The organism is Thauera sp. ZXT1-4 (assembly GCF_052598215.2).
Genome location: NZ_JBQWSN020000023.1, coordinates 1 through 24,081 on the forward strand (window position 1 = coordinate 1; position 24,081 = coordinate 24,081).

The window sequence follows — 24,081 nt, forward strand, 5'->3', positions numbered from 1 at the left end:
TCATGCGCTGGGGCTCGCGGAGCGGGTACGCGCTGAAGACAACACGGATTCAGGATACAGTCCAGCGCGTTGCTGCGTGACGACGAGTGCCCCGTAGGCTGCCAGTCGAGCCTCGTGCTCCGGCTTGCCCTTGTCCTTCGACTTGATCTTGAACAGGTCAATCGGCTTGTCGCTCTTCTGGCCAGCGCGCTGCATGATCCTTTCGCCGTCTACCTCGACTCCCTTGAACGACCACAGCGACTCGAACACCTTGGCCTGACCTTGGGTGAATCGGATTGGTGTGGACTGCACATCCGGCAGCGTTGCCCACTTGAAGTCGGCTGAGAACGGCCCGTTCACTGGTGCTGCCGGATCGGCCACTGCTGGCGCTGCAGCCGGTACCGAAGGGATGAGGGTGATCCCGCCGCCATAGAACGTGAATCGTTCTTCCAGCGCCAGCCATTCCACACCGGAGCCGAAGGGCGATCCACGGGTCGTGCGCGGCCTGGGGGTGATTACCCGGATGTTGCTTCCCGCCACCCGAACACGATCCAGCAAGGACGGCTCATGCAGCACTCTCGTCAGCTCTCGGGCCAGCACGACCGGCGAGCTGCGGGCATTACCGAGCCGCCAAGCACCGTCGCCCAAGTCATCGATGTCGTCGCGGCTCTCGATGTCGAGCGCGAGGCGCATTTTCTGCCGCAGCCAGTCTTCGTCCAGGGCCAACGCCGCACCGTCGATTGCCTCGACAGGAACCTGGCCACACTCCGGGCACCGGCAGATCCGACCGCCCCGTCCATCGCCCCAGACCTGCGCCCGATGCTGCTGACAGTGGGGGCAGAGCACAAAAGATTGATCCACCACTGTTGGCCTGACGGCTTTGCCGAGCATAGACAAAGCAGATACCTCGCGTGGCGACAGCGTGGCACGCAGCACCGGCGTGCCACCTGCGAACAGGCGGCAAACCAGGGCCCAGGCATCGTGCGTCGTCATTGGTCAGTCCTCGAAGGCCGATGATGTATTGACTGCGTCGGACTCCGGCGGCCCTTCCTGGGCACTGAGGGTCTGGCCCTTCTGCAAGATGCCCACCGCAACCAAGTAGCCTTCCAGCTGCGCCTGCATCTTGGCGTCGAACTTGTGCAGGTTCAGCCGCCCTTTGCTGGTCACTTCGATGGTGACCACCTTGGGGCGAGTCCTGCCCGGCTCGGGTGGGTAGTAGAGATTGACCTGCGCCGCCGTCACCGCCCACTGCCCCTCCAGCGGGCCCGGCAGCTTCTCCTTCAGCAAATCGTGCACCGAGCGTTGCTGGCTGGATTGCATCGCCGTGCATTCGATCTTCAGCGCCGTGTCAGGGCTGAGCAGGGTGAGTGCCTTCAACTGAACCATCGAGAAGCCGTCCTCGAACGCATCCGGCACATCGAACCCGGTGCGCAGCATCGACAGATCCAGAGTCGGCGACTTGATCTTGTGAGCGCTTGCTTTCACGCCCAGCACATGCTCCGCGAAGGCCTCGACCAGCATTTGCTGATACCTTGCGCCGCCGCGTACCAGCGTGCGCACCACACCGGTGGACTTGGCGTACTCCAGCACCATGTGGATGTTGGGGTTGCCGACCCGGCGTTTCAGGGTCGCTCCCTCGAACTCCAGACGCAGCATCGCCATGTCCTTGACATGGACCGACAGCAGGAACACGCCCGGGCTGCGCTCGACCAAGTGCGCCACGCTGCCGTCTCCGCATTGGAGTTCGCGCTTGTAGAAGGCCGAGATGGCGTGACGCAACGCGGTCAGATTGGCATCCGAACCGTTCGGTTGGCGTTTCAGGCCAAGATCGTATTGCTGTGTCTGTTGCCCATGCTGTTCCCAAAAGCTGAAGTCATAGGCACGCTCGAACAGTGCCGGGTGGTGGACGTAGAGCCAGAATGAACGGTGGATGTCGCTTGCACACAGTGTCAACCCCGCCAAAGCGGCACCGTCGGTCACGGCCGCCTCAAACATCGCCTGCTTGCCTGCCGAATCGCCCAACTGAACGCTGGCCATGAGGTTGGCCGTCATCCGGTCGCGGGCAGCAATGTCGGGCCAGACTTTGACCGCTTCGACCAGAAACTGGCTGGTCTCCGGTGTGTCATCCCAGGCAAAGACATCGGGCACAGGCAGGCTGTGGGTGGTCAAGAAGTCGCGCAGCGTGGCGTCCACCGGCAGCTCGAGCATCACGTCGACAAAGGTCTTCTTCATCTTGATCGTCCTTTCTGGATCGGCGTCGAAGGTCTGCGACCGATGTACGGACTGCACTGGCCAGCGACTAGGTTACTGAACACGGACCTCGCACAAGTAAAGCAGCGAGATACAAGCGCGATTCTGAACCTCAGATTTCCTCTTGTCAATCAAATCGGCACATCTAGACCTTATTTGTATCTCGCGGCTATACTAGCGGTCTTGTTTTTGTTAACTGACTGTTTTCCCCTACAGGAGCATCGCTATGGCTTCAGCGTTCGGAGCACGCCTGCGACGCTTACGCGAGGCGAAGAAATTGACCTTGCAACAGGTCGCCGACGAAGTCGGCTGTACCAAGGCGTACATATGGGAACTGGAAATGAAGGACGGCCAGCGTCCCTCTGCTGAACGGGTCCAGGCCTTGGCCAGGGTGCTGGGCGTGACGATGGAGGACATCATGGGCGAGCCCATTGAACAGGTTCCTCAGGCCAGTCCAGAAGATGTGGCCTTCTTCCGCGAGTACGCTGGAATGACGGACGAGGAAAAGGATCGCTACCGTCAGGCGCTCAAAATCATGTTCCCTGACAAGAGCTAAGGCGGTCTGACAATTGAGCGCATCCCAGCCCCTCACTGGTTCCATCGCGGCCAGCACCGTCTTGAGATGGTTGCGGGCTTGGCACGCCGACGGCATGCCGGATGCCGTGGATCTGGAAGTCGTCCGGCAGATGCTTCCAGAGACGCCTTACGGCAAAGGGGTACGGGAGATCAAGGCCCCGATGGTGCTGGACATCAATAGCTGCGAAGGCATGCTGGTGCGCAACCCACAGGACACCGCAGAGTGGGGCATCTTCTATAACGGCAAGGCAAACCCCGAGCGCCAGCGTTTCACCATCGCTCACGAACTGGGCCACTTCATCCTTCACCGCGATCAGCGGCAAAGTTTCAACTGCGACAAGGAAAGCGTGTACTCCGGCGCTGACACTATCCGTGTCATCGAACGTGAGGCGGACGACTTTGCCAGTAACCTGCTGATGCCTGGCGATTTGCTGCGCGAGTGGATCTCGAACCAGCGTATCGACTTGCATGTCCTGAGTGCGCTTGCCAAACGGTTCCAGGTGTCGTTCGAGGCGCTGTGCATTCGGTTCATCAAATTCACCACGCAGCGGGCAATCCTTGTCTATTGGGACAACGGTTTCGTGAAGTACGAATGGCGCAGCAGCAGCGCGGTCAAGACGCGCGCCCGTATTCGGCGCACTGACGATCCGCAGGAACCACTACCCGGCACCCTGGCTGCTGATTCCACCGTTGAGCAGGAGTGGGATGGCACGGAAATGTCTGCCGCGATCTGGTGCCCGGAGGAGGCACCACACATGAAGCTGCGGGAGTTCAAGCACAGCTACACCACAGGAGATCGCGTCCTGACCCTTCTGCTACTGGAAAGTGCTGAACCACGGTCATGGGATCGGTCTTGGCAAGACGGCGAGAGCTTTGACAGCTTCGATCAGTTCGTCTCGAACGGGCAATTGCCAGTACGGTGAGTCCCTCGATGACAGGCTTGCCGATCCAACCCATTGATGAAGAACTGCAGATCTTGCAACGCGAGGTGCAGCGAATGCTGGGCCGTTGTCTCTTGCGTCTGCAGCAGTACGAACAACTGATGAAGGCCATCGTGGCCCACCACGAAATCTCCGCGTCAGGATCACCTCTCGAATCGAACCAAGCGGAGCGCATTGCGGATGCCGCAAACAAGACTCTGGGTACGTTGGTTGGCACGCTGCTCGGAACGTATGTCACCAGCGGCGACCAAGACGAGGTCGCTGAACCCGATGCGCCCGACAACATCATCTCGTTCAAGATGAAGATGAGCTTGCGGATGTCAGCCGAGGATTTCGACACGACGCAAAACGATCTGAAGGAACTGGTTCTGCTGCGGAACAACCTGGTGCACCACTTTATCGACCAGCACGACCTTTGGAGCCTGGACGGATGCCGTGGTGCGCAAGAGTCCTTGGTGGCGGCCTACAGTCGCGTCGATCAACACTTTGAGCAACTGCGAGGCTGGGCGGAGCACATGGATCAGGCCCGTCGTCTGGCGGCGGAGTTTGCCCAGTCCGATGCCTTCCGCGATCTGGTGATCAACGGCATAGCGCCGGATGGCTCGGTGGATTGGCCCGCAGCCGGAATTGTTCGCGCATTGCGTGAGGCAGCAGATCAGTTGGCGGTCGACGAGTGGACGCTGGTCGCTACTGCTGGACGATGGATTGCAGAAAGGCATCCCGATCAACTTCCGGCCAAGTATGGGTGCAGCAGTTGGCGGCAGGTCGTGCACGAATCCCGCCTTTTCGATCTTCGGTATCGGGAAGTGAATGGCCAGCGCGCGGCTTGGTATCGGCCCAAAGAGACATAGCGTCAAACCCGCGCACTCACGCTAAATCACGTTACGCGAAGTGCCCTTGGTTTCTAGCATGAGCAGCGTTTTCCATCGGAACGCTTGCCATGACAGAAATCGAACCTATCTCCATTTGCACATCACCTGAACGGCCACGGCACGGGCATCAAGAAATCGCTGATCTCTTGGCGGCCGCGCTGTTGCGCCTTCGTGTCCGCCAATCGCACGACATCCCCCAAAACAGCGAGCACGTTTGCCTTGGCTTCCCCGGCCAACAGCGCGTGAATGCGAACCCCGATCACAACAACGGAGTTCGCCCATGACAGCACACGCAACCTCACCAACGCCCGCCTCAGTCGCCGCCCGCGTCGCGGCTATTCCCCATCTTTCGATGGATGATCTTTGGGCTCTCTGGGACGACCATTTCGATGAACGGCCGAATCACCACCATCGGGTTTGGTTGGAAAGTCGCCTGGCCTACCGGATGCAAGAGCGCGCGTTTGGCGGTTTGAAACCGTCACTACGCAAGAAGCTTGAGGAGGTTGGCGAAACCGGTATCTTGCCCAAGCAACTGCGCGGCGATAGCCAACGCCTACTGCCCGGTACCGTCCTGACACGCATCTACGACGACATTGAACATCGTGTGCTGGTGCGCGGATCGAATGATTTCGAGTACCAGGGGCAACGCTTCAAGAGCCTGTCCGCTGTGGCCAAGCGCATCACAGGCAGCCATTGGTCAGGCCCGGTGTTCTTTGGTTTGAAGGCACCAGCTTTGAAGAAGGGGGCAGCATGAGCTCAGTGCGTCGAAACCAGATTCCCGCAGTCACGCCAAAGAAGCGCTGCGCCGTCTACACTCGCAAGTCCACTGACGAAGGCCTCGATCAGGAATACAACAGCCTCGAGGCACAGCGTGATGCAGGCTTGGCCTTCATTGCAAGCCAACGGCATGAAGGCTGGATAGCCGTCGACGACGGATACGACGACGGCGGCTACTCTGGCGGCAACATGGAACGGCCCGGGTTGCGCCGACTGATGATCGACATCGAGGCGGGGAAGATCGATACCGTGGTCGTCTACAAAATCGACCGCCTCACGCGCAGCCTGCCGGACTTCGCAAAGCTGGTCGAGGTTTTCGACCGCAACGGCGTCTCCTTTGTCGCGGTCACGCAGCAGTTCAACACCACCACATCGATGGGCCGATTGACGCTCAACATCCTTTTGTCATTCGCGCAGTTCGAACGCGAGGTCACCGGCGAACGCATCCGCGACAAGATCGCCGCCAGCAAGGCCAAAGGCATGTGGATGGGCGGAGTCCCGCCTCTCGGATACGACGTGGTCGAACGCAAGCTCGTCATCAACGACCGTGAAGCTGCGCTGGTACGTGACATCTTCCGCCGCTACGCCGAGCATGGCTCGGCTGCGCGACTCGTCCGCGAACTGGAAATCGAAGGGCATACCACCAAGGCATGGATCACCCAGTCCGGCCGGGAGCGATTGGGGCGCAGCATCGATCAGCAGTACCTCTTTACCTTGCTGCGTAACCGCATTTACCTCGGTGAAATCTGCAATCACGAGACGTGGTACTCGGCCCAGCACGACCCCATCATTTCTCAAGAATTGTGGGACGCGGCACACGCCTTCATTGAGAGGCGAAAGCAGGCTCCGCGCGAACACCGAGCCAAGCATCCGGCACTGCTGGCGGGACTTCTGTTCGCACCAGATGGCCAACGCATGTTGCACTCCTTCGTCAAGAAGAAAAATGGTCGGCAGTACCGCTACTACGTGCCTTACCTGCACAAGCGGCGCAACGCCGGTGCCAGCCTGGCTCCACATACTCCGGACGTGGGCCACCTGCCAGCCGCCGAGATCGAAGATGCCGTGTTGGCGCAAATCCATGCTGCGCTCTCATCGCCGCAAATGCTGATCGCAGTGTGGAGATCCTGCCAGCAGCATCCGGCAGGGTCGACGCTGGACGAGGCACAGGTGGTGGTCGCCATGCAGCGCATCGGTGACGTGTGGTCGCAACTGTTCCCCGCCGAGCAGCAACGGATCACACGGCTGTTGATCGAACGCGTGCAACTACACGGGCACGGCCTGGATATCGTTTGGCGGGAGGACGGTTGGATCGGATTCGGTGCGGACATCAGCACGCATCCCTTGATCGAAGAGTCCCAAGAGCGTGTCGAGGAGGCTTTGGCATGAATGCCACGACGCACCAGCGCCTGCGCGCCGTCCGCATCGAGATTGGAGCCGAGGCGCGCAGTTATGTCAGCGAGGGGCAGCGGGTCACCTTGGTGCCCCTGACGATCAAGCGCCGTCAGAACCGGAAGCTGCTGATACCGCCAGCCCCCGAGATCGCGGACCGAATCGGCGGCTTCGATGTGCCGATGATCAAAACGCTGGGCAAGGCCTTCTACTGGAAGCGCTTGATCGACGATGGAACCTACTCCACGACAACGGACTTGGCGCACGCCTTCAAAGTGGAACCGGGCTGGGCTGCCGAGGTCTTGCGCATGACCATGTTGGCTCCCGATATCGTGGAGGCGATATTCGAAGGACGTCAGCCACGCCACCTGAATCTGCACACCTTGCGTGGCCGCCAAGAGCAACTGCCGCGCGATTGGGCTGCGCAGCGTCGATTGCTCGGTTTCTCCGACGCCTGATCTGCTTCCAGACACATCCGATGACGGCGAGCCATGTGCTCGCCGTTTGCTTTTCTGCACTGGGCCATTGGCGAACCTGGAGTTCCGTCGTGGTTCGCCATTGCGTCCCTTAAAGGTTCGCCACCCGAAGTTTGGAATGACACCTGTTACTCAACAACGTCACAGGAGCATTCCATGCAGACACCAACCAGCGGTATCCCCCGGTCGCCACAGCAGGCGATCAACACCATGTCACCCGGTGATCGCCGCGTGCTCAACGAGAACGAGCTCGCGCAACGATGGGGCGTGAGCCCCAAGACTTTGCAGCGCTGGCGCAGTGAGGGTCGCGGTCCACGCTACCTGAAGCTGTCCAAGCGTGTCGGCTACCCGGTCGACGCGATCCTCGAGTTTGAGCGTGAAGCGCTGCACGACTCGACATCCGAACGCGCGGCGGTTTGAGGAGAGATGCGATGAATGACATCACCATCTTCCCCGCCGACATCGCAGAGATGTCCGTAAGCCAGCTGGCCGCATTGCCACCTGCGCAGAAACACGAGATCGACAAGAACCTCGATGCAGCCATCGACTGGCTGAAAAAGGCGCGCACCAAGTTCGACGCGGCACTGGATCAGTGCTACGGCGAGCAGGCACGCACCGCGCTGCGCGAATCCGGCCGTGACTTCGGCACAGCACACATCAGCGATGGCCTGCTGCACCTGAAGTTCGAGCTGCCCAAGAAGGTCAGCTGGGATCAGAAGCAACTGGCTGAGATCGCTGAACGCATCGTCGCCTCAGGCGAGAAGGTCGAGGGTTACCTCGACATCAAGTTGTCCGTCTCCGAATCCCGCTTCACGAACTGGCCGCCTGCCTTGCAACAGCAGTTCGCCGCCGCTCGCACTGTGGATTCCGGCAAGCCGTCTTTCACCCTTTCCATCGATTCGGAGTAATGACCATGAGCACCAATCTCATCGCCTCGCTGCGTCAACAGCTGCCGTCCATCTACGGCGAACACCTCCCTGACGAAATCCGGTATCGCCGCGCGGACGGCAAGGACGTCGTTGTCCCGCTTGATGCCGCCACTGTGGACGAGCTGGCTTTTGCCATCCAGACGGCCAACGCGGAATCGCTGGCGCTCGGTCGCCGCCGCACCGCGCTGGAAGAACTCCACACCGAGGTACGCAAACGTGCCGCGCGTGGAGTCGACCGTATCGCCGACGTGTCGTGGGAGGCCTGATCATGAGCGCGATCCTTCCCTTCCAGTTCGAAGCGCACGCCGTGCGCGTCCAGGTCGATGAACTCGGGCAGCCGTGGTTCAACGCCACCGATGTCTGCGACGCGCTGGAGATGGGTAATCCGTCTCAGGCGATTAAGTCCCACGTCGATGCCGAGGATCTCCAAAAATTGGAGACCCTTACGGCGGGTGGCCGTCAACGCCAAAACCACGTCAACGAGTCGGGGCTTTACGCCCTGATCCTCGGCAGCACCAAGGATGCCGCCAAGCGTTTCAAGCGCTGGATCACCGGTGAAGTGCTGCCTGCAATCCGCAAGACAGGCGCGTATTCCGCCGCCGCCACGATGGCCGCCTTGCCCGCGCCGACCCAAGATCGCGTCACCGCCATCCTGCTGATCGGCGAGGCGGTCGCCAAGGTACCGGGCGTCAAGACCGGCATTGCAATGGCTGCCACGTTGACCTGCATTCAGGAAAACACCGGCCTGACCACGGAAGTGCTGCGCCGCGCTTTGCCTGCCGCCAACGAGCCTATCTGCTCGCTCAACGCCACACAGCTCGGCAAATTGCTGAGTCGCTCAGCCAAAGCCACGAACCAGTTGCTGGCATCCAGTGGCCTTCAGTTCCGCAACGACCGGGACGAGTGGGAGCTGACCGAGGCCGGTGAAGCATGGGCCGAAGCCATGCCGTACTCGCGCAACGGCCACAGCGGCTACCAGATCCTCTGGAATCCCGCGGTCGCGGAACAACTGAAGGAGGTGGCGTGATGTCCCTTCCGATCATTTCCGCGCAGCAGCGCTTGGCCGAGCGCAAGGGTGTGAAGTTGCTGATGCTGGGCAAATCTGGCATCGGCAAGACCACCCGGCTCAAAGACCTCGACCCTGCCACCACCTTGTTCCTCGACATCGAGGCGGGCGATCTCGCCGTGGCCGACTGGCCGGGCGACACCATCCGCCCGGCCTCGTGGCCCGAGAGCCGCGACTTCTTCGTGTTCCTCGCGGGCCCGGACAAGTCGCTGCCGCCGGAGAGCGCATTTTCGCAGGCGCACTACGACCACGTCATCGAGAAGTTTGGCGACCCGACGCAACTCGACCGCTACCAGACATTCTTTCTCGACTCGATCACGCAGCTGTCCCGGCAGTGCTTCGCGTGGTGCAAGACGCAACCCGGTGCCACCAGCGACCGCTCCGGCAAACCGGATCTGCGCGCTGCCTATGGCCTGCTTGGCCAGGAAATGATCGGCGCACTGACCCACCTGCAGCACGCACGCGGCAAGAACGTGGTGTTCGTCGCCATCCTCGACGAACGGCTTGATGACTACAACCGCAAGGTGTTCGTGCCACAGATCGAAGGTAGCAAGACCAGCCTGGAGCTGCCCGGCATCGTCGATGAGGTCGTGACGCTGGCCGAGATCAAGGCCGACGACGGCAGCGCTTACCGCGCCTTCGTCACGCACACCGTCAATCCCCATGCCCGTTAGCACCGGCACCCCCACTACTGAAAACACCACCGAATCCAAGGAGTAATCGCCATGTCGTCCAGCTATTTTGATTTCCAAGATGCCGATCCCCAACAGTCGGGCTTTGACCTGATCCCCAAGGGCGCTGTCGTGCCAGTGCGCATGACCATCAAGCCCGGTGGCTATGACGATCCGGGACAAGGCTGGGGCGGCGGCTACGCCACCGAGTCCTTCGAAACCGGCTCCATCTATCTCGCCGCTGAATTCGTGGTCACGGCTGGCGACCATGCCAAGCGCAAGATGTGGAGCAACATCGGCCTGCACTCCAAAAAGGGGCCGACCTGGGGCCAGATGGGGCGCAGTTTCATCCGCGCCGCGCTCAACAGCGCCCGCAACGTCCACCCCCAGGACAACAGCCCGCAGGCCGCCGCCGCGCGCCGCATCCAGGGCTTTCATGAACTGGATGGTCTGGAGTTTCTGGCGCGCGTGGACATTGAGAAGGATGGCAAGGGCCAAGACCGGAACGTGGTCAAGATCGCGGTCGAGCCTGATCACCCCGACTACGCAAAACTGATGGGTGTGCCGCCCAAGGCTCCGGGCAGCGGACATTCCGGCGCTCCGGCGCAAGCGGCTGCGCCTGCGTATCAGGCACCGGCTCCGCAACGCGCACCCGTGACGGGCAAGCCGTCGTGGGCGCAGTGAGGGAGGCCGATGAAATGCTGGGTCTGCAAACGACAGGCCCGGGGGTTCGGCCACACCGACAACCGTCACGGTGTCGGCCATCCCCGGCGCTATCCCATCGACTGGGTGTTCTGCTCGCAACGCTGCCAAAACGCGTTTCACGCGCTGTACGGCAACTGGCTGCGGGTCAAGGAAGGTCGCGTCGACAGCAAGGAGGTCGTCATGATCGATCCGTCTGATGTCGAACTGGCCGCGATGAAGAGGTGCCTCAAGGCCTTCGGCGAGGCCGCGGGCGAGATTGGCTTCACCAAGCCGCTGGGCGACTACTCCGAAGCCGAGGCGCTGCAAGTGATCGACGCCATCGTCACTTGCTACACCGAGGCAATGGTGGCGCACCACGAGGCGAGCAAGTATCCGCCGGTACGCGGCATGACGCCTGCGCCCGACCCTCTGGCCAACCCGTTCGCGGATCTGGAGGACGACCTGCCCTGGGAAGAGCCGAAGGGGAAGAAGCCATGATCGACTTCAACTCCTCATCGAGCATCTCGGGTCAGGTCACCACCCTGGTGGACACGGGCCTGCAGCAGGCTCGCGCCCGCCAGTCCGAGCGCCAGTACCTCGGGGCCTCGCGCCTCGGAGTGGCCTGCGAGCGAGCGCTGCAGTTCGAGTACGCCAAGGCACCCATCGACCACGGGCGTGACACCCCGGGCCGAATGCTGCGGATCTTCGAACGCGGTCACGTCATGGAGGACTGCATGGTCGCGTGGCTCCGGGACGCGGGCTTTGACCTGCGCACCCGCAAGGCCGACGGCGAGCAGTTCGGTTTCTCGGTGGCCGATGGCCGCCTGCAGGGCCACATCGACGGCGTCATCGTCGGCGGCCCCGATGGCTTCGCCTATCCCGCGCTCTGGGAATGTAAGTGTCTCGGCAACAAGTCCTGGAGCGATCTGGACAAGAAGGGCCTGACTCTCTCCAAGCCCGTCTACGCCGCGCAAGTGGCGATCTACCAAGCCTATCTCGAACTGCACGAGCACCCGGCGATCTTCACGGCACTCAACGCCGACACGATGGAGATCTACACCGAGCTCGTGCCCTTTGACGCAGCACTGGCCCAACGCATGTCGGATCGGGCGGTCAAGGTCATCACGGCGACCGAGGCGGGAGAGCTCCTGCCGCGCGCCTTCCATGACTCGACCCACTTTGAATGCCGGATGTGCGCGTGGCAAGACCGCTGCTGGAGGACACAAGCATGAATACCTCGAATTTGAATTACGTACTGGGCGAGCAGCTGATCGACGTGCGCCAGGCTGCACTGATGTTCAATCTGCCGTCGTATTGGCTCTCACAAGCCAAGGAACGACAGGAGCGTCGCATTCCGCATTACCGCGTCGGCAAATTGGTTCGCTTCAAACCCAACGAGCTGGAAGCCTGGATCGCTGCGCAGCAGACGTCACACGAGGGTGGTGCCGATGCTTGATTTCAATGACACATCACCACCACGAGAAACGGGCCAGCGCAACGTCAATGACAGCGAGCGGGACGAGATTCGCACTGAACTGATCGCACGCATGGAATCAGTCCTGACCACGATGTTTCCGGCAGGAAAGAAGCGTCGTGGCAAGTTTTTGATCGGGGACATCCTGGGCAGCCCGGGCGACAGCCTTGAGGTGGTACTCGAAGGCGACAAGGCTGGTCTCTGGACGGATCGTGCCACGGGCGATGGCGGTGACATCTTTGCCTTGATCGCAGCCTACCTCGGGGCCAACGTCCACACCGACTTTCCCCGGGTGCTCGACGAGGCTGCTGATCTGCTCGGTCGTTCGCGATCAGTGCCGGTACGCCGCGCTAAGAAGGAAGCGCCGGTTGATGATCTCGGCCCTGCCACGGCCAAGTGGGACTACTTCGATGCCACCGGCAAACTGATTGCGGTCGTGTACCGCTACGACCCACCCGGGCGCAAGAAGGAGTTCCGGCCGTGGGATGCCAAGCGGCGCAAGATGACTCCGCCCGATCCGCGCCCGCTGTACAACCAGCCGGGGCTGGCTGCCGCTGGTCATGTTGTGCTGGTCGAGGGCGAGAAGTGTGCGCAGGCCCTGATCGCCATCGGCGTGGTGGCAACCACGGCCATGCATGGCGCAAATGCTCCTGTCGACAAGACCGACTGGTCGCCGCTGGCGGGCAAATCCGTGCTGATCTGGCCTGACCGGGACGCGCCGGGCTGGGATTACGCTGACCGTGCATCGCAAGCAATCCTGAACGCGGGTGCGACCACGGTCGCCATCCTGGTGCCTCCCGATGACAAGCCGGAAGGTTGGGATGCGGCTGACGCCATTCCGGAAGGCTTTGATGTGGGAGGCTTCCTCGCTGTCGGCGAGCGGATGCCGGTGATGCGCTCGGTCGAGGAGACGCCACCACCGGATCTGCTGACCGGTGTCGACTGGGCTACGGAGGACGGCTTGTCCTCGGCCTTCACACGCCGCTATGGCGAGGACTGGCGCTACTGCGCGCTTTGGGGCAAATGGCTGGTCTGGACCGGAGTGCGCTGGAATCCGGATCAGGTGCTCTACGTGTCTCACCTCGCACGCGGCATCTGCCGGATGGCGTCACTCAAGGCGGACAGCCCTCGGCTCAAAGGCAAGCTGGCCAGCTCCGCCACGATCTCATCCGTCGAGAAAATCGCACGCTCCGATCCCAAGCACGCGTCCACCGCCGAGGAGTGGGATGCCGACGTCTGGGCGCTCAACACACCAGGCGGCGTGGTTGATCTGCGTACGGGCCGCATGCGACCGCACCGGCGCGATGATCGGATGACCAAGGTGACCACGGCCACACCGCAGGGCGACAGTCCGACGTGGCGCGCATTCCTGGCCGACGTCACAGGCGGCGACGCTGAACTGATTGCCTACCTACAACTGATGGTCGGCTACTGCCTGACGGGCGTGACCAGCGAGCACGCGCTGTTCTTCCTATACGGGACCGGCGCGAACGGTAAGTCGGTGTTCGTCAACGTCCTGACCACCATCTTGGGCGACTACGCGGCCAACGCGCCGATGGACACGTTCATGGAGGCTCGCACCGACCGGCATCCGACCGATCTGGCGGGCCTGCGCGGCGCACGCTTTGTGTCATCCATCGAAACCGAACAGGGGCGGCGCTGGAATGAATCCAAGGTCAAGGCCATCACCGGTGGCGACAAGGTTTCCGCGCGTTTCATGCGCCAGGACTTCTTCGAGTACGTGCCGCAGTTCAAATTGGTGATCGCAGGTAACCACAAGCCATCGATCCGCAACGTGGATGAGGCGATGAAGCGGCGGCTGCACCTGATCCCGTTCACGGTGACGATCCCGCCCGAACGGCGTGACGGCAGGCTGACCGAAAAGCTGCTCAAGGAGCGGGACGGCATTCTGGCGTGGGCGGTCGAGGGCTGCAGCCTTTGGCAACGCCAAGGACTGAAGCCACCCGCCAGTGTGGTGTCGGCGACAGAGGAGTATTTCGAGGCCGAGGACGCGCTCGGGCAGTGGATCGAAGAGCGTTGCCTGCTGGCCAAGACCCACCGCGAAGGCGTTTCCGAATTGTTCGCCGACTGGCGTGAATGGGCTGAGCGCGCGGGTGAGTACGTGGGCTCGGTCAAGCGCTTCTCCGAACTGATGGCGGCCCGCAAGTTCGAGAAGTGTCGGCTGACCGGGGGCGCACGTGGAATCACGGGCATAGCCCTCAGGCCCAAGCCGTACAGCCATGGCTACCCCTACCGAGATGACTGAGCAATCCGGGCGAGTGACGGATTTGACGGGTTTCCTGATTGACGCGCTACGCGTGCGCGCACGTAAAGGCTGTTCTCCAAAGAACCCGTCGCATCCGTCACTCGCCCCCGAACTGGAGCAAGACGATGAACACGACAATCTTGGCCCTTGATCTGGGCACACACACCGGGTGGGCTTTGCAGCACCTGGACGGCACTATTACCAGCGGCACGGAGCACTTCAAGCCGCAGCGATTTGAAGGGGGCGGCATGCGTTTCCTTCGTTTCAAGCGCTGGCTCAACGAACTGCTCTCGGCCAGCAACCACATCAACGCGGTGTTTTTCGAGGAGGTTCGACGACACGCTGGCGTTGATGCGGCGCACGCCTACGGTGGTTTCATGGGACACCTGACCGCGTGGTGTGAGCATCACAACATCCCTTACCAGGGTGTTCCAGTCGGCACGATCAAGAAGCACGCGACCGGCAAGGGCAATGCGGGCAAGGACGACATGATCGCGTCCGTCCGCCTGCGTGGTCACACCCCAGTCGACGACAACGAAGCCGACGCCCTGGCCTTGCTGCACTGGGCTGTCGAGACGCAGGAGGTGTGACATGAAGGTGCCGACACCCCAATACCGCTGCCCCCTCGGTCGACTACAGCCTCAGGCCACGGATCTGGATGCGATCAAGGAACGTGGCTGGCGTGACCAACACATCCTGGTGGTCAACGCATCCGACGAACGTCTGGACTTCATCGAGCGCGAGATCGTGCGACGCATCGGTGACCGGCTCTACGGAGGGCGACGCAATGACTAAGTGGACTATCGAGGACGTTGCCGCTCGGTTTGAAGAGGCCGCAAGCACCAGTCGACGGTTGCCTCCTGTTCGAGTGCAGGGTTACTTCAACTGCTGGCCCGCCATTGTCCGAAGCGAATGGGAGACCTTTGCAGCGGACGAGAGGGTGTACCGATCCTTTCCGCCGAGTCCAGAGGCAATTGAACGAATGCTGGAAGTCATGCGCTGGGTGCAGTGGCTCACCATCGAGCAACGTCATCTTGTATGGATGCGCGCGAAGCGCTATGGCTGGCGGGACATCACGATCCGCTTTGCCTGCGACCGCACAACGGCATGGCGGCATTGGCAGCGGGCATTGCAGACGGTCGCAGATCAACTCAATGGTGTGGTGGTGGCGTAGGGTTTTGGCGTGATTTGGCGCGTATGGTCGGGGATGTGCGCCATCACGCGGCAATCAGCGGTTTTTACCCCTGCAACAAAACGACCTGATCTTGCGTAGTATTCATTTATCGTCTGGACAGAGGTGACGGCAGAGGAAGCAGCCCAGAAATCAACGGGTCCTTCCTGGCCAAAAGCCAATGCGGGAGGCGCGAGCGCGGCGCTTTTTTAGCGTCAGGGTGCGAACCAAGGTTCGCACGGTTCGCAGTTCGCACCCCGTCAGTTCGCACCAACCCCAAAACCCGCCCACGGTTGTCGTCGGCGGGTTTTCTATTTTCAGGACACCATCTTTGAATACGCTCAACGTCGAGTACCGCAAGGTCGAGGCGCTGATTCCCTACGCCCGCAACCCGCGCACACATTCCGAGGCGCAAGTCACCAAGATCGCCGCCAGCATCGTTGAATACGGCTGGACGAACCCGGTACTGGTTGATGGCGACAACGGCATCATCGCGGGCCACGGTCGTTTGGCTGCTGCACGCAAGCTGGGGCTGGATCAGGTGCCGGTGATCGAACTGGCCCATCTCACCACCGCGCAAAAGCGCGCCTTGGTCATCGCAGACAACCGGCTGGCGCTTGACGCTGGCTGGGATGAGGAGGTGTTGGCGCTCGAACTGGCGGAGCTTTCCGAAGCGGGTTTCGAACTGGCGCTGACCGGCTTCGAGAACATCGAGATCGATGCACTACTCGCAGATGCCCCGTCGACTGAAGGTGAACCGACGGCGCAGGATGGTGCAAACGCCGATGAACCCGATACGACCGATGACGTACCTGACACGCCAGTGGTGGCTGTGTCGCGCGAGGGAGATGTCTGGGCCATCGGCTCGCACCGGTTGATCTGTGGCGACGCCACCGACCCAGCCGTGGTCGCCACGCTGATGCAGGGTGACACCGCGCAGCTTTGCTTTACCTCGCCGCCGTATGGCAACCAGCGCGACTACACCTCCGGCGGCATTGCCGATTGGGATGTCCTGATGCGCGGTGTGTTCGCACATCTGCCGATGGTGTGCGACGGACAGGTGCTGGTCAATCTTGGGCTGATCCACCGCGACAACGAAGTCATCCCCTATTGGGACGGCTGGCTGTCCTGGATGCGTCAGCAAGGGTGGCGGCGCTTCGCGTGGTACGTCTGGGATCAGGGGCCAGGCATGCCCGGCGACTGGCAGGGCCGATTGGCTCCCAGCTTCGAGTTTGTCTTCCACTTCAATCGCAGCACCCGCAAACCCAACAAGATCGTGCCTTGCAAGCATGCGGGCCAGGAATCGCACCTGCGCGCTGACGGGTCGTCCACGGCGATGCGCGGTAAGGATGGCGAGGTCGGCGGCTGGACGCACAAGGGTCAACCGACGCAAGACACCCGAATCCCCGACTCAGTGATTCGCGTGATGCGCCACAAGGGCAAGATCGGTCAGGACATTGATCACCCCGCCGTCTTCCCGGTGGCGTTGCCGGAGTTCGCCATCGAGTCCTACACCGACGCCGGAGACATCGTGTTCGAGCCGTTCGGCGGCAGTGGCACGACGATGCTGGCCGCGCAGCGCACTGGCCGTATTTGTCGCAGCGTCGAGATTGCGCCGGAGTACGTGGACGTGGCCATCAAGCGCTTTCAGCAAAACCACCCCGGCGTGCCGGTCACGCTCATCGCCACCGGCCAATCTTTCGACGAGATCGCCACTGAACGCGAAATGGAGGTGGCGGCATGAACTGGCTGGCCGACAAGATCGAGCAGTGGCCGACAGCCAAACTATTGCCCTATGCCCGCAATGCGCGGACGCACTCGGATGATCAGGTGGCGCAGATCGCCGCATCGATTGCCGAGTTTGGCTTCACCAATCCGATCCTTGCAGGCAGTGACGGCATCATCGTCGCTGGGCACGGACGCTTGGCCGCTGCGCAGAAACTTGGGCTTGAGATCGTGCCCGTGGTCGTCCTTGATCACCTGAGCCCGACCCAGCGCCGCGCCTTGGTCATCGCTGACAACCGCATCGCGGAGAACGCTGGCTGGGATGACGCCATGTTGCGCATCGAGCTGGAGGCCTTGCAGTTGGAAGGTTTCGATCTGGACATCACCGGCTTCGACGCCGACGCGCTGGCCGAACTGATCGCGGGTGACGAGCCGGACAATGGGGGCCAGACCGATGAGGACGCGGTACCGGAGGTTGGCGAGACACCCATCTCGCGCCCGGGCGATGTCTGGATCATGGGTCAGCACCGCCTGCTGTGCGGCGACTCGACTGTGGCCGAGAGCTATGCCCGGCTGATGCAGGGCGATGTAGCAGACATGGTCTTCACCGACCCGCCGTACAACGTGAACTACGCCAACAGTGCCAAGGACAAGATGCGCGGCAAGGATCGCGCGATCCTCAACGACAACTTGGGCGATGGCTTCTACGACTTCCTGTTGGCAGCATTGACGCCTACTGTGGCGAACTGCCGGGGCGGCATCTATGTGGCGATGTCATCCAGCGAGCTGGATGTGCTGCATGCCGCCTTTCGCGCCGCCGGTGGCAAGTGGTCGACGTTCATCATCTGGGCCAAGAATACCTTCACGCTGGGCCGTGCCGACTACCAGCGCCAGTACGAACCGATCTTGTACGGATGGCCCGAGGGTGCGCAACGCCACTGGTGTGGTGACCGCGATCAGGGCGATGTGTGGGCGATCAAGAAGCCGCAGAAGAACGATCTGCATCCGACGATGAAGCCGGTGGAACTGGTCGAGCGAGCCATCCGCAACTCGAGCCGCCCGGGGAACGTGGTGCTCGATCCGTTCGGTGGTTCTGGCACAACGTTGATTGCGGCCGAAAAATCAGGTCGCGTCGCGCGGCTGATCGAACTCGATCCGAAGTACGTGGATGTGATCGTGCGCCGGTGGGAGGACTTCACCGGCCAGACGGCTATCCGCGAGGCGGATGGCGTGGACTGATCAACCCTGTTCTTGAGCCTTTAACACATCATCAAGTGCTGCTTCTTCATTGTCCTCGTCGTTTTCGTAACCGTACATATCAGCAAGGGATGGCAACTCATCATTTTCTGAATCTTCGTCGACGGCGTCCCCGTCCTCGTCGTCGAAATATGAATCGATTTCTTCCTCCTGAACTGGTTGGACACTTGCAGAAGAAACGGGTTGGCTACTTGCTGCGATCTGAAGCATTCCATCGGCAACCTCTTTGGCTTGGTTCTCTGCGATGGCGCGTTCTTGTTCCAAATCGAGCTTCTGATCTGCTGCTGCCTTGTTAATTGTGTGCCAATGCCCGCACCCTTCAGGTGGCACATTGACACCCTGGCGCTGAAGGTTTTTGCTAGTAAGCGCATTAGCCACCTCAGGAGAGTATTCCTCGCAGAGATCTTCATAGATGGCGTTTTGATGCAAGATGTTCGCTGTGCCAGCAGGTTTTTCTTCCATGATTTTTCCCCTCAATGTTTAAGTTGGTGAATGCTCTTGCTCAGGTCTTCTGGGAAGAAATGATTTCGTGAATCGTGGATTGGCTAACGCCATACTGATCTGCCAGCGCATCCTGCGTGAAGTGACCTGTTTGATAGTAGGCGGAAATCTCCTGACGCTCCCTGTCAGAGAGTTTTCCGCCTTTCGTCTGAGGAAGAGCAGACAGAATTTGTTGCTCGTGTCGTTTAAGAGACTCACGCAAGGCCGAGGCGGCAAGCAGTCTCTCTGCAACAGCTTGTGCGTTGGTTTGATCGACAGGCGTGTTAATGAGCTGCTGCTGGATAACGCCGAGCGACTTGCTTAGTTCGGCCATGCTGCGCTTTGCGGCAGCTGTTTCCGAACGAGACATGACGCGACTTTCGGCTTGAATCTTGTACGCAGGCTTGCCAGTTTCGTCACCCATAGCGACCTCCGATAAAATCGATAATTTGTTTATCGATTTTATCGGAGGTCGTATGGCGATGGCAAGTGATCTTCAAGCAAGTCTGTATACCCGTTCGCCACCCTGTGGCTTGTCCGAGACGATGTTCAGACCAAGCCTCTTCTTGAAGGCTCCGGCGAAGGTGCCGCGCACCGTGTGCGCCTGCCAACCGGTGGCGGTGCAGATCTGGCCGATGGTTGCGCCCTCGGGGCGTTGCAGCATCCGGATCACTTCGGCCTGCTTGCTGTTCTCGCGGGAGCGCGGCTTGACCCACGTTGCTTCGGCGGCGGTAACAAAGGCTTCCAGTTCGGGATCGCTCGCGGCCGCAGGCGCGCCTTCAGCGTTGGCAATGATCTGGTCGAGATTGGCTTCGGACTGACCGCTGTCCTTCCTATTCACGTCGGGACGCGGAATGCCCAGGGCGTCATAGCCCTCCGCAGCGACAAACCAGTCGGTGCCGTCGGTGGTGATCAGTGCGCGGTTGAAAAGTCCGTCGAGCACCTTCTTGCGTGCGCCGCCTTTGATGTTGTCGGGGAACCAGTCGATCTTGCCGCTGGTGTGTTCAACCGCGTGGACCAGGATCGCGTGCTGGGCAGGGGTCAGTTGGGTGGTGGTCATGTTTTGATCCTTCGATGTGGTGGACGGTGATGTGATGAACGCGCTGTTCTCAAGTGAAGCCAAGCGCTTTCTGCTTGGCTTCTTCGCTTCGCAATCAGGTGTCGGCCTTGTCTGACGGGTTGGCATTGCTCCCCTGCTCAAGACCCGCGTTGAAGGCGGCTTCAAGCGCATCGCGTAGGCACCAGACCGCTACATCGTGGAAATCGAGGCTGTCCGAGCGGCGGGTTTCCAGGGTTTCGATGCCTAGCTTGTTTTGCGCGATCTGGGTCAGGAGTTGTTCGAGCTTGCTCATGTCCGTGTCCTTTCATGGTGTTGATGACGAACGTATGAACGCGCTGTTCCAGATGGAAGCCAAGCTCAATCCGTAGGAATGACGAACAAATGATTGAAGGTGCCCCGAAGGGGAAATATGGGTATTTCGATTCGTGCCTACGCACGCCACCGAGGGGTGTCCGATGCAGCGGTGCGCAAGGCCATCGCTGCTGGGCGGATCACGCCGGAGGCAGACGGAACGATTGATGCCGAGCGCGTCGACCGCGAGTGGGCGCGTAATTCCGATGCACCGCGCAATGGCACGGCCACCCGCGCTGTCAAGGTCGCCGTCCCGGAGTCCAGCGGACCTCCAGGAGATGGACAAGCAGCATTACCAGTAGGTGGAACGTCCTTGCTGCAAGCGCGGACGGTCAACGAAGTGGTCAAGGCGCAAACCAACAAGGTGCGCCTGGCCCGCCTCAAGGGCGAGCTGGTGGATCGGCCGCAGGCCATCGCCCATGTTTTCAAGCTGGCGCGCTCCGAACGCGATGCCTGGCTCAACTGGCCCGCACGCATCTCGGCACAGATGGCAGCCAAGCTCGGCGTCGATCCCCACACGATGCACATCGCCTTGGAAGCGGCGGTGCGTGAGCACCTGCAGGAACTGGGCGAGATGCGCCCGAGGGTGGATTGATGGACTTGGACTATGAAGGCGCTGCCGAGATTGAGCGCGCATGGCGCGAAGGACTGACTCCCGACCCGCTGCTCACCGTGTCCGAATGGTCGGATCGCCACCGCATGCTCTCCAGCAAGGCATCTGCCGAGCCTGGACGCTGGCGTACCAGCCGCACGCCATACCTGAAAGCAATCATGGATTGCCTGTCGCCGACCTCGCCGGTCGAGCGTGTGGTGTTCATGAAAGCGGCGCAGCTTGGCGCGACCGAGATGGGCTCGAACTGGATCGGCTATGTGATCCATCACGCACCCGGGCCAATGATGGCGGTGTGGCCGACAGTGGAGATGGCCAAGCGCAACTCCAAGCAGCGCATCGATCCGTTGATCGAGGAGTCGTCCGCACTGGTTGAACTGATTGCACCGGCGCGCAGCCGGGATTCCGGCAACACCATCCTGGCCAAGGAGTTCCGGGGTGGCGTGCTGGTGATGACCGGGGCCAACAGCGCGGTCGGGCTGCGCTCGATGCCGGTGCGGTATCTGTTCCTCGACGAGGTCGACGGCTATCCGTTGGACGTCGAGGGTGAAGGGGATGCGATCTCGCTGGCCGAGGCGCGTACACGCACCTTCGCGCGGCGCAAGATCTTCATCGTCTCGACGCCGACGATCTCAGGGGCATCGGCAATCGAGCGCGAGTACGAGGCCAGTGACCAACGTCGCTACTTTGTGCCGTGTCCGCATTGCTCCCACCGTCAGTGGCTGCGTTTCGAGCAGCTGCGTTGGGACAAAGGGCAACCAGAGACCGCCGCCTACATCTGCGAGTCATGTGACACCGCCATTGCCGAGCACCACAAGACGTGGATGCTGGAGCACGGCGAGTGGCGCGCGATGATCACCGATGGCGCGGGTAAGACGGCAGGCTTCCACCTGTCGTCGCTGTACAGCCCGGTGGGCTGGCGTTCGTGGCGGGAGATCGCCGCTGCGTGGGAAGCCGCCGTCAGTAAAGAGTCGGGATCGGCCGCCGCCATCAAGACCTTCAAGAACACCGAGCTAGGCGAAACCTGGGTCGAGGAAGGCGAAACGCCGGACTGGCAACGACTGGTCGAACGCCGCGAGGACTACCGCGTCGGTACCGTGCCGCAAGGTGGTCTGCTCTTGGTCGGCGCGGCCGACGTGCAGAAAGATCGCATCGAGGCGTCGGTCTGGGCCTTTGGGCGCGGCAAGGAGTCCTGGCTGGTTGAGCACCGCGTGCTGATGGGTGACACCGCCCGCGACGCGGTGTGGAAGAGCCTCGCTGAAATGCTGGCCGAAACATGGACACATGCCTCGGGCGCGGCGATGCCGCTGGTGCGCTTTGCCTTGGATACCGGGTTTGCCACGCAGGAGGCCTACGCCTTTGTGAGGGCCTGCCGCGATTCGCGTGTGATGGCGGTCAAGGGGGTGCCTCGCGGTGCAGCCTTGATCGGCACGCCGACCGCCATCGATGTCTCGCAGGGTGGCAAGAAGCTGCGCCGGGGCATCAAGGTGTACACGGTGGCGGTCAGCATCGCCAAGCTCGAGTTCTACAACAACCTGCGCAAGAGCGCAGATGTTGGCGAGGATGGATTGACCACGGTGTTCCCGGCCGGGTTCGTCCATCTGCCCAAGATCGACGCTGAGTTCATCCAGCAACTCTGCGCGGAACAACTGATCACCCGCCGCGACCGCAACGGCTTCCCGGTGCGTGAGTGGCAAAAGATGCGTGAGCGCAATGAGGCGCTCGACTGCTACGTCTACGCCCGCGCGGCTGCATCGGCGGCGGGTCTGGATCGCTTCGAGGAACGTCACTGGCGGGAACTGGAGCGACAACTGGGGCTGGCCAGTCCGCCAGCTCTTGAAACACCTACTGAATCGATCAACGAGGCCACCCAACGCGGTGGCCTCGCTGTTTCTGGCAACCGTAACACCGGTCGGCGCGTGATCAAAAGCCGCTGGCTGTCCTGACACCTCAAGGAGAAAACATGAGTCTTGCTACCCGTATCGAAAGCCTGGTCATCCGCGTCGCGCAGGAATTCAACGACGTCCGCGCCAAGGCTGGCAACCTGGCCAACCTCACCACCACCGACAAGTCAAATCTGGTCGCGGCCATCAACGAACTGAAAGCCGCCGTGGTGTCGTCGGCGGTGATCGACGATGCGCACGTCGCGGCCACGACCACGTACTCGTCCAACAAGATCGTCTCGCTGCTCGATGCGCTCAAGACCGAAATCTTGGGCGGTGCCGATGCCGCCTACGACACGCTGGTGGAAATCCAGCAACTGCTGCAGAACGGCACCAGTGGCCTGGATGCGCTGCTCGCCGCCGTCAACAACCGTGTGCGCTTCGATGCGGCGCAGTCGCTGACCGTGGCCGAGCAACTTCAGGCACGCAGCAACATCGGAGCCGTCGCAGCCACCGATGTCGGCAATACCGACACAGACTTCGTCGCGGTCTTTGTGGGTGCGCTGGTCTGATGAGCCTCGCATCGCGCATCAGTGCGCTGGCCAGTCGTGTCGGGCTCGAGGTCAAGACCAAGATCGACGCCACCCACCCCGGCGTGGCCCGGGCGTGGGTGTGTTTCGGCTATGTCGGCACGCAGGTCGTCGTGCGCGCATCGCACAACGTGGCCAGCGTGACCCGGACGGCGGCAGGCCGCTACCGCGTGACCTTCACCACCGCCATGCCGGACGCCAACTACTGCTGGACGGCGCTCGCCCGCAGCAGCACCAACAGCGGTACGCAGCGCATTGCCATCGTGCGATCCAGCACCGACCTGAAGACCGCCCAGTACGTCGACATCAGTTGCGCCACCACGGCCGCATCGTTCGACGACTCCTCCGAAATCAACCTCACGGTGCACCGCTGATGGCCTACACACAAGCACACCTCGACGCGCTGGAAGCGGCACTGGTCAAGGGCGAAAAGCGCGTGACCTTTGGCGACAAGACCGTCGAGTACCGCAGCGTCGATGAACTCCAGGCCGCCATTGCGGCGGTCAAGCGCGACCTCTTCGAGCAGGCCGTGGATACCGGGCTGTGGCCCGGTGCGCCACGCCAGATCCGGGTCACCACCGGCAAAGGGTTCTGAACATGCAAT

The 24,081-nt window shown here is 61.5% G+C and carries 33 protein-coding genes; 27 read left to right on the forward strand and 6 right to left on the reverse strand.

All coding sequences use genetic code 11. The features are described from left to right. Positions 1-972, reverse strand: a complete 972-nt coding sequence (locus ACUH78_RS14720; protein WP_445333841.1) for a hypothetical protein — start codon at positions 970-972, stop codon at positions 1-3. Between the two features lie 3 nt (positions 973-975). Beyond that, complete coding sequence (locus tag ACUH78_RS14725; RefSeq protein WP_445333842.1) at positions 976-2,190, reverse strand: hypothetical protein; 1,215 nt, start codon at positions 2,188-2,190, stop codon at positions 976-978. 265 nt (positions 2,191-2,455) lie between these two features. On the opposite strand from ACUH78_RS14725, the gene ACUH78_RS14730 reads away from it, so the two are divergent. The 22 genes from ACUH78_RS14730 to ACUH78_RS14835 all read left to right on the forward strand — a co-directional run bounded on the left by ACUH78_RS14730 (position 2,456) and on the right by ACUH78_RS14835 (position 18,485). Then, positions 2,456-2,785 (forward strand): helix-turn-helix domain-containing protein, encoded by a 330-nt coding sequence (locus ACUH78_RS14730; RefSeq protein ID WP_013517374.1) that lies wholly within the window; start codon positions 2,456-2,458, stop codon positions 2,783-2,785. A gap of 13 nt (positions 2,786-2,798) precedes the next feature. Beyond that, on the forward strand, positions 2,799-3,728 hold the full coding sequence (locus tag ACUH78_RS14735; protein WP_445333843.1) for an ImmA/IrrE family metallo-endopeptidase: 930 nt from the start codon (positions 2,799-2,801) through the stop codon (positions 3,726-3,728). Between the two features lie 17 nt (positions 3,729-3,745). Continuing rightward, positions 3,746-4,597 (forward strand): OST-HTH/LOTUS domain-containing protein, encoded by an 852-nt coding sequence (locus ACUH78_RS14740; protein ID WP_445333844.1) that lies wholly within the window; start codon positions 3,746-3,748, stop codon positions 4,595-4,597. 89 nt (positions 4,598-4,686) lie between these two features. Beyond that, a complete protein-coding gene (locus ACUH78_RS14745) occupies positions 4,687-4,902 on the forward strand; it encodes a hypothetical protein (protein ID WP_510497568.1) in 216 nt (71 codons plus the stop codon). Then, entirely contained in the window at positions 4,899-5,372 is a 474-nt protein-coding gene (locus ACUH78_RS14750; RefSeq protein WP_445333845.1) for a DUF2924 domain-containing protein, read from the forward strand. Before ACUH78_RS14745 ends, ACUH78_RS14750 begins: the two co-directional genes overlap by 4 nt. Continuing rightward, positions 5,369-6,781 (forward strand): recombinase family protein, encoded by a 1,413-nt coding sequence (locus tag ACUH78_RS14755; RefSeq protein ID WP_445333846.1) that lies wholly within the window; start codon positions 5,369-5,371, stop codon positions 6,779-6,781. The genes ACUH78_RS14750 and ACUH78_RS14755 overlap by 4 nt, the downstream gene beginning before the upstream one ends. Continuing rightward, entirely contained in the window at positions 6,778-7,242 is a 465-nt protein-coding gene (locus tag ACUH78_RS14760; protein ID WP_445333847.1) for a hypothetical protein, read from the forward strand. The genes ACUH78_RS14755 and ACUH78_RS14760 overlap by 4 nt, the downstream gene beginning before the upstream one ends. Positions 7,243-7,416: 174 nt before the next feature. After that, on the forward strand, positions 7,417-7,680 hold the full coding sequence (locus ACUH78_RS14765) for a helix-turn-helix transcriptional regulator (RefSeq protein ID WP_020200569.1): 264 nt from the start codon (positions 7,417-7,419) through the stop codon (positions 7,678-7,680). Between the two features lie 11 nt (positions 7,681-7,691). Next, entirely contained in the window at positions 7,692-8,168 is a 477-nt protein-coding gene (locus ACUH78_RS14770; RefSeq protein ID WP_069376957.1) for a hypothetical protein, read from the forward strand. A 5-nt stretch (positions 8,169-8,173) separates the two neighbouring features. Beyond that, entirely contained in the window at positions 8,174-8,455 is a 282-nt protein-coding gene (locus ACUH78_RS14775) for a hypothetical protein (protein ID WP_088862017.1), read from the forward strand. 2 nt (positions 8,456-8,457) lie between these two features. After that, on the forward strand, positions 8,458-9,216 hold the full coding sequence (locus ACUH78_RS14780; protein WP_445333848.1) for a BRO-N domain-containing protein: 759 nt from the start codon (positions 8,458-8,460) through the stop codon (positions 9,214-9,216). Further along, positions 9,216-9,929 carry an ATP-binding protein gene (locus ACUH78_RS14785; protein WP_445333849.1) on the forward strand — a complete coding sequence of 238 codons (714 nt, stop codon included), beginning with the start codon at positions 9,216-9,218 and terminating at the stop codon, positions 9,927-9,929. The genes ACUH78_RS14780 and ACUH78_RS14785 overlap by 1 nt, the downstream gene beginning before the upstream one ends. A gap of 51 nt (positions 9,930-9,980) precedes the next feature. After that, the gene (locus ACUH78_RS14790; RefSeq protein ID WP_263125912.1) at positions 9,981-10,610 is read left to right on the forward strand and encodes a hypothetical protein; all 630 of its coding nucleotides are present in this window, start codon (positions 9,981-9,983) and stop codon (positions 10,608-10,610) included. 9 nt (positions 10,611-10,619) lie between these two features. Continuing rightward, positions 10,620-11,108 carry a DUF6511 domain-containing protein gene (locus ACUH78_RS14795; protein ID WP_088861528.1) on the forward strand — a complete coding sequence of 163 codons (489 nt, stop codon included), beginning with the start codon at positions 10,620-10,622 and terminating at the stop codon, positions 11,106-11,108. Further along, positions 11,105-11,842 (forward strand): hypothetical protein, encoded by a 738-nt coding sequence (locus ACUH78_RS14800; protein ID WP_445333850.1) that lies wholly within the window; start codon positions 11,105-11,107, stop codon positions 11,840-11,842. Before ACUH78_RS14795 ends, ACUH78_RS14800 begins: the two co-directional genes overlap by 4 nt. Beyond that, on the forward strand, positions 11,839-12,066 hold the full coding sequence (locus tag ACUH78_RS14805) for a helix-turn-helix domain-containing protein (protein ID WP_445333851.1): 228 nt from the start codon (positions 11,839-11,841) through the stop codon (positions 12,064-12,066). The genes ACUH78_RS14800 and ACUH78_RS14805 overlap by 4 nt, the downstream gene beginning before the upstream one ends. After that, a complete protein-coding gene (locus tag ACUH78_RS14810; RefSeq protein ID WP_445333885.1) occupies positions 12,059-14,350 on the forward strand; it encodes a phage/plasmid primase, P4 family in 2,292 nt (763 codons plus the stop codon). The genes ACUH78_RS14805 and ACUH78_RS14810 overlap by 8 nt, the downstream gene beginning before the upstream one ends. 125 nt (positions 14,351-14,475) lie before the next feature. Next, positions 14,476-14,940: a crossover junction endodeoxyribonuclease RuvC gene (locus tag ACUH78_RS14815; protein ID WP_020200559.1), complete on the forward strand. Its 465-nt coding sequence runs from the start codon at positions 14,476-14,478 to the stop codon at positions 14,938-14,940. Between the two features lies 1 nt (position 14,941). Next, the gene (locus ACUH78_RS14820; protein ID WP_020200558.1) at positions 14,942-15,145 is read left to right on the forward strand and encodes a hypothetical protein; all 204 of its coding nucleotides are present in this window, start codon (positions 14,942-14,944) and stop codon (positions 15,143-15,145) included. Further along, positions 15,138-15,524, forward strand: a complete 387-nt coding sequence (locus ACUH78_RS14825) for a DUF6362 family protein (protein WP_088862016.1) — start codon at positions 15,138-15,140, stop codon at positions 15,522-15,524. Before ACUH78_RS14820 ends, ACUH78_RS14825 begins: the two co-directional genes overlap by 8 nt. A 178-nt stretch (positions 15,525-15,702) precedes the next feature. Next, entirely contained in the window at positions 15,703-17,265 is a 1,563-nt protein-coding gene (locus ACUH78_RS14830; protein ID WP_510497569.1) for a site-specific DNA-methyltransferase, read from the forward strand. After that, positions 17,262-18,485 (forward strand): site-specific DNA-methyltransferase, encoded by a 1,224-nt coding sequence (locus ACUH78_RS14835; protein ID WP_445333853.1) that lies wholly within the window; start codon positions 17,262-17,264, stop codon positions 18,483-18,485. Before ACUH78_RS14830 ends, ACUH78_RS14835 begins: the two co-directional genes overlap by 4 nt. Here the strand turns inward: ACUH78_RS14835 and ACUH78_RS14840 are convergent, their stop codons facing one another. From ACUH78_RS14840 to ACUH78_RS14855, 4 genes are all read right to left on the reverse strand, one after another. Next, positions 18,486-18,965, reverse strand: a complete 480-nt coding sequence (locus ACUH78_RS14840; protein WP_445333854.1) for a hypothetical protein — start codon at positions 18,963-18,965, stop codon at positions 18,486-18,488. 40 nt (positions 18,966-19,005) lie between these two features. After that, on the reverse strand, positions 19,006-19,407 hold the full coding sequence (locus tag ACUH78_RS14845) for a sigma factor-like helix-turn-helix DNA-binding protein (RefSeq protein ID WP_445333855.1): 402 nt from the start codon (positions 19,405-19,407) through the stop codon (positions 19,006-19,008). Positions 19,408-19,479: 72 nt separating this feature from the next. Next, a complete protein-coding gene (locus ACUH78_RS14850) occupies positions 19,480-20,043 on the reverse strand; it encodes a DUF3489 domain-containing protein (RefSeq protein ID WP_445333856.1) in 564 nt (187 codons plus the stop codon). Between the two features lie 94 nt (positions 20,044-20,137). Then, complete coding sequence (locus ACUH78_RS14855) at positions 20,138-20,335, reverse strand: DUF6900 domain-containing protein (RefSeq protein ID WP_445333857.1); 198 nt, start codon at positions 20,333-20,335, stop codon at positions 20,138-20,140. 117 nt (positions 20,336-20,452) lie between these two features. On the opposite strand from ACUH78_RS14855, the gene ACUH78_RS14860 reads away from it, so the two are divergent. The 5 genes from ACUH78_RS14860 to ACUH78_RS14880 are packed head-to-tail and all read left to right on the forward strand — an operon-like array spanning position 20,453 to position 24,072. Continuing rightward, positions 20,453-20,989, forward strand: a complete 537-nt coding sequence (locus tag ACUH78_RS14860; protein WP_445333858.1) for a hypothetical protein — start codon at positions 20,453-20,455, stop codon at positions 20,987-20,989. Continuing rightward, on the forward strand, positions 20,989-22,950 hold the full coding sequence (locus tag ACUH78_RS14865; protein WP_445333859.1) for a phage terminase large subunit family protein: 1,962 nt from the start codon (positions 20,989-20,991) through the stop codon (positions 22,948-22,950). Before ACUH78_RS14860 ends, ACUH78_RS14865 begins: the two co-directional genes overlap by 1 nt. 17 nt (positions 22,951-22,967) lie before the next feature. Next, positions 22,968-23,459 carry a hypothetical protein gene (locus ACUH78_RS14870; RefSeq protein ID WP_009521722.1) on the forward strand — a complete coding sequence of 164 codons (492 nt, stop codon included), beginning with the start codon at positions 22,968-22,970 and terminating at the stop codon, positions 23,457-23,459. Further along, positions 23,459-23,851 carry a hypothetical protein gene (locus ACUH78_RS14875; protein WP_445333860.1) on the forward strand — a complete coding sequence of 131 codons (393 nt, stop codon included), beginning with the start codon at positions 23,459-23,461 and terminating at the stop codon, positions 23,849-23,851. Before ACUH78_RS14870 ends, ACUH78_RS14875 begins: the two co-directional genes overlap by 1 nt. Then, positions 23,851-24,072: a phage head-tail joining protein gene (locus ACUH78_RS14880; protein ID WP_009521720.1), complete on the forward strand. Its 222-nt coding sequence runs from the start codon at positions 23,851-23,853 to the stop codon at positions 24,070-24,072. The genes ACUH78_RS14875 and ACUH78_RS14880 overlap by 1 nt, the downstream gene beginning before the upstream one ends. The last annotated feature ends 9 nt before the right edge of the window (positions 24,073-24,081 follow it).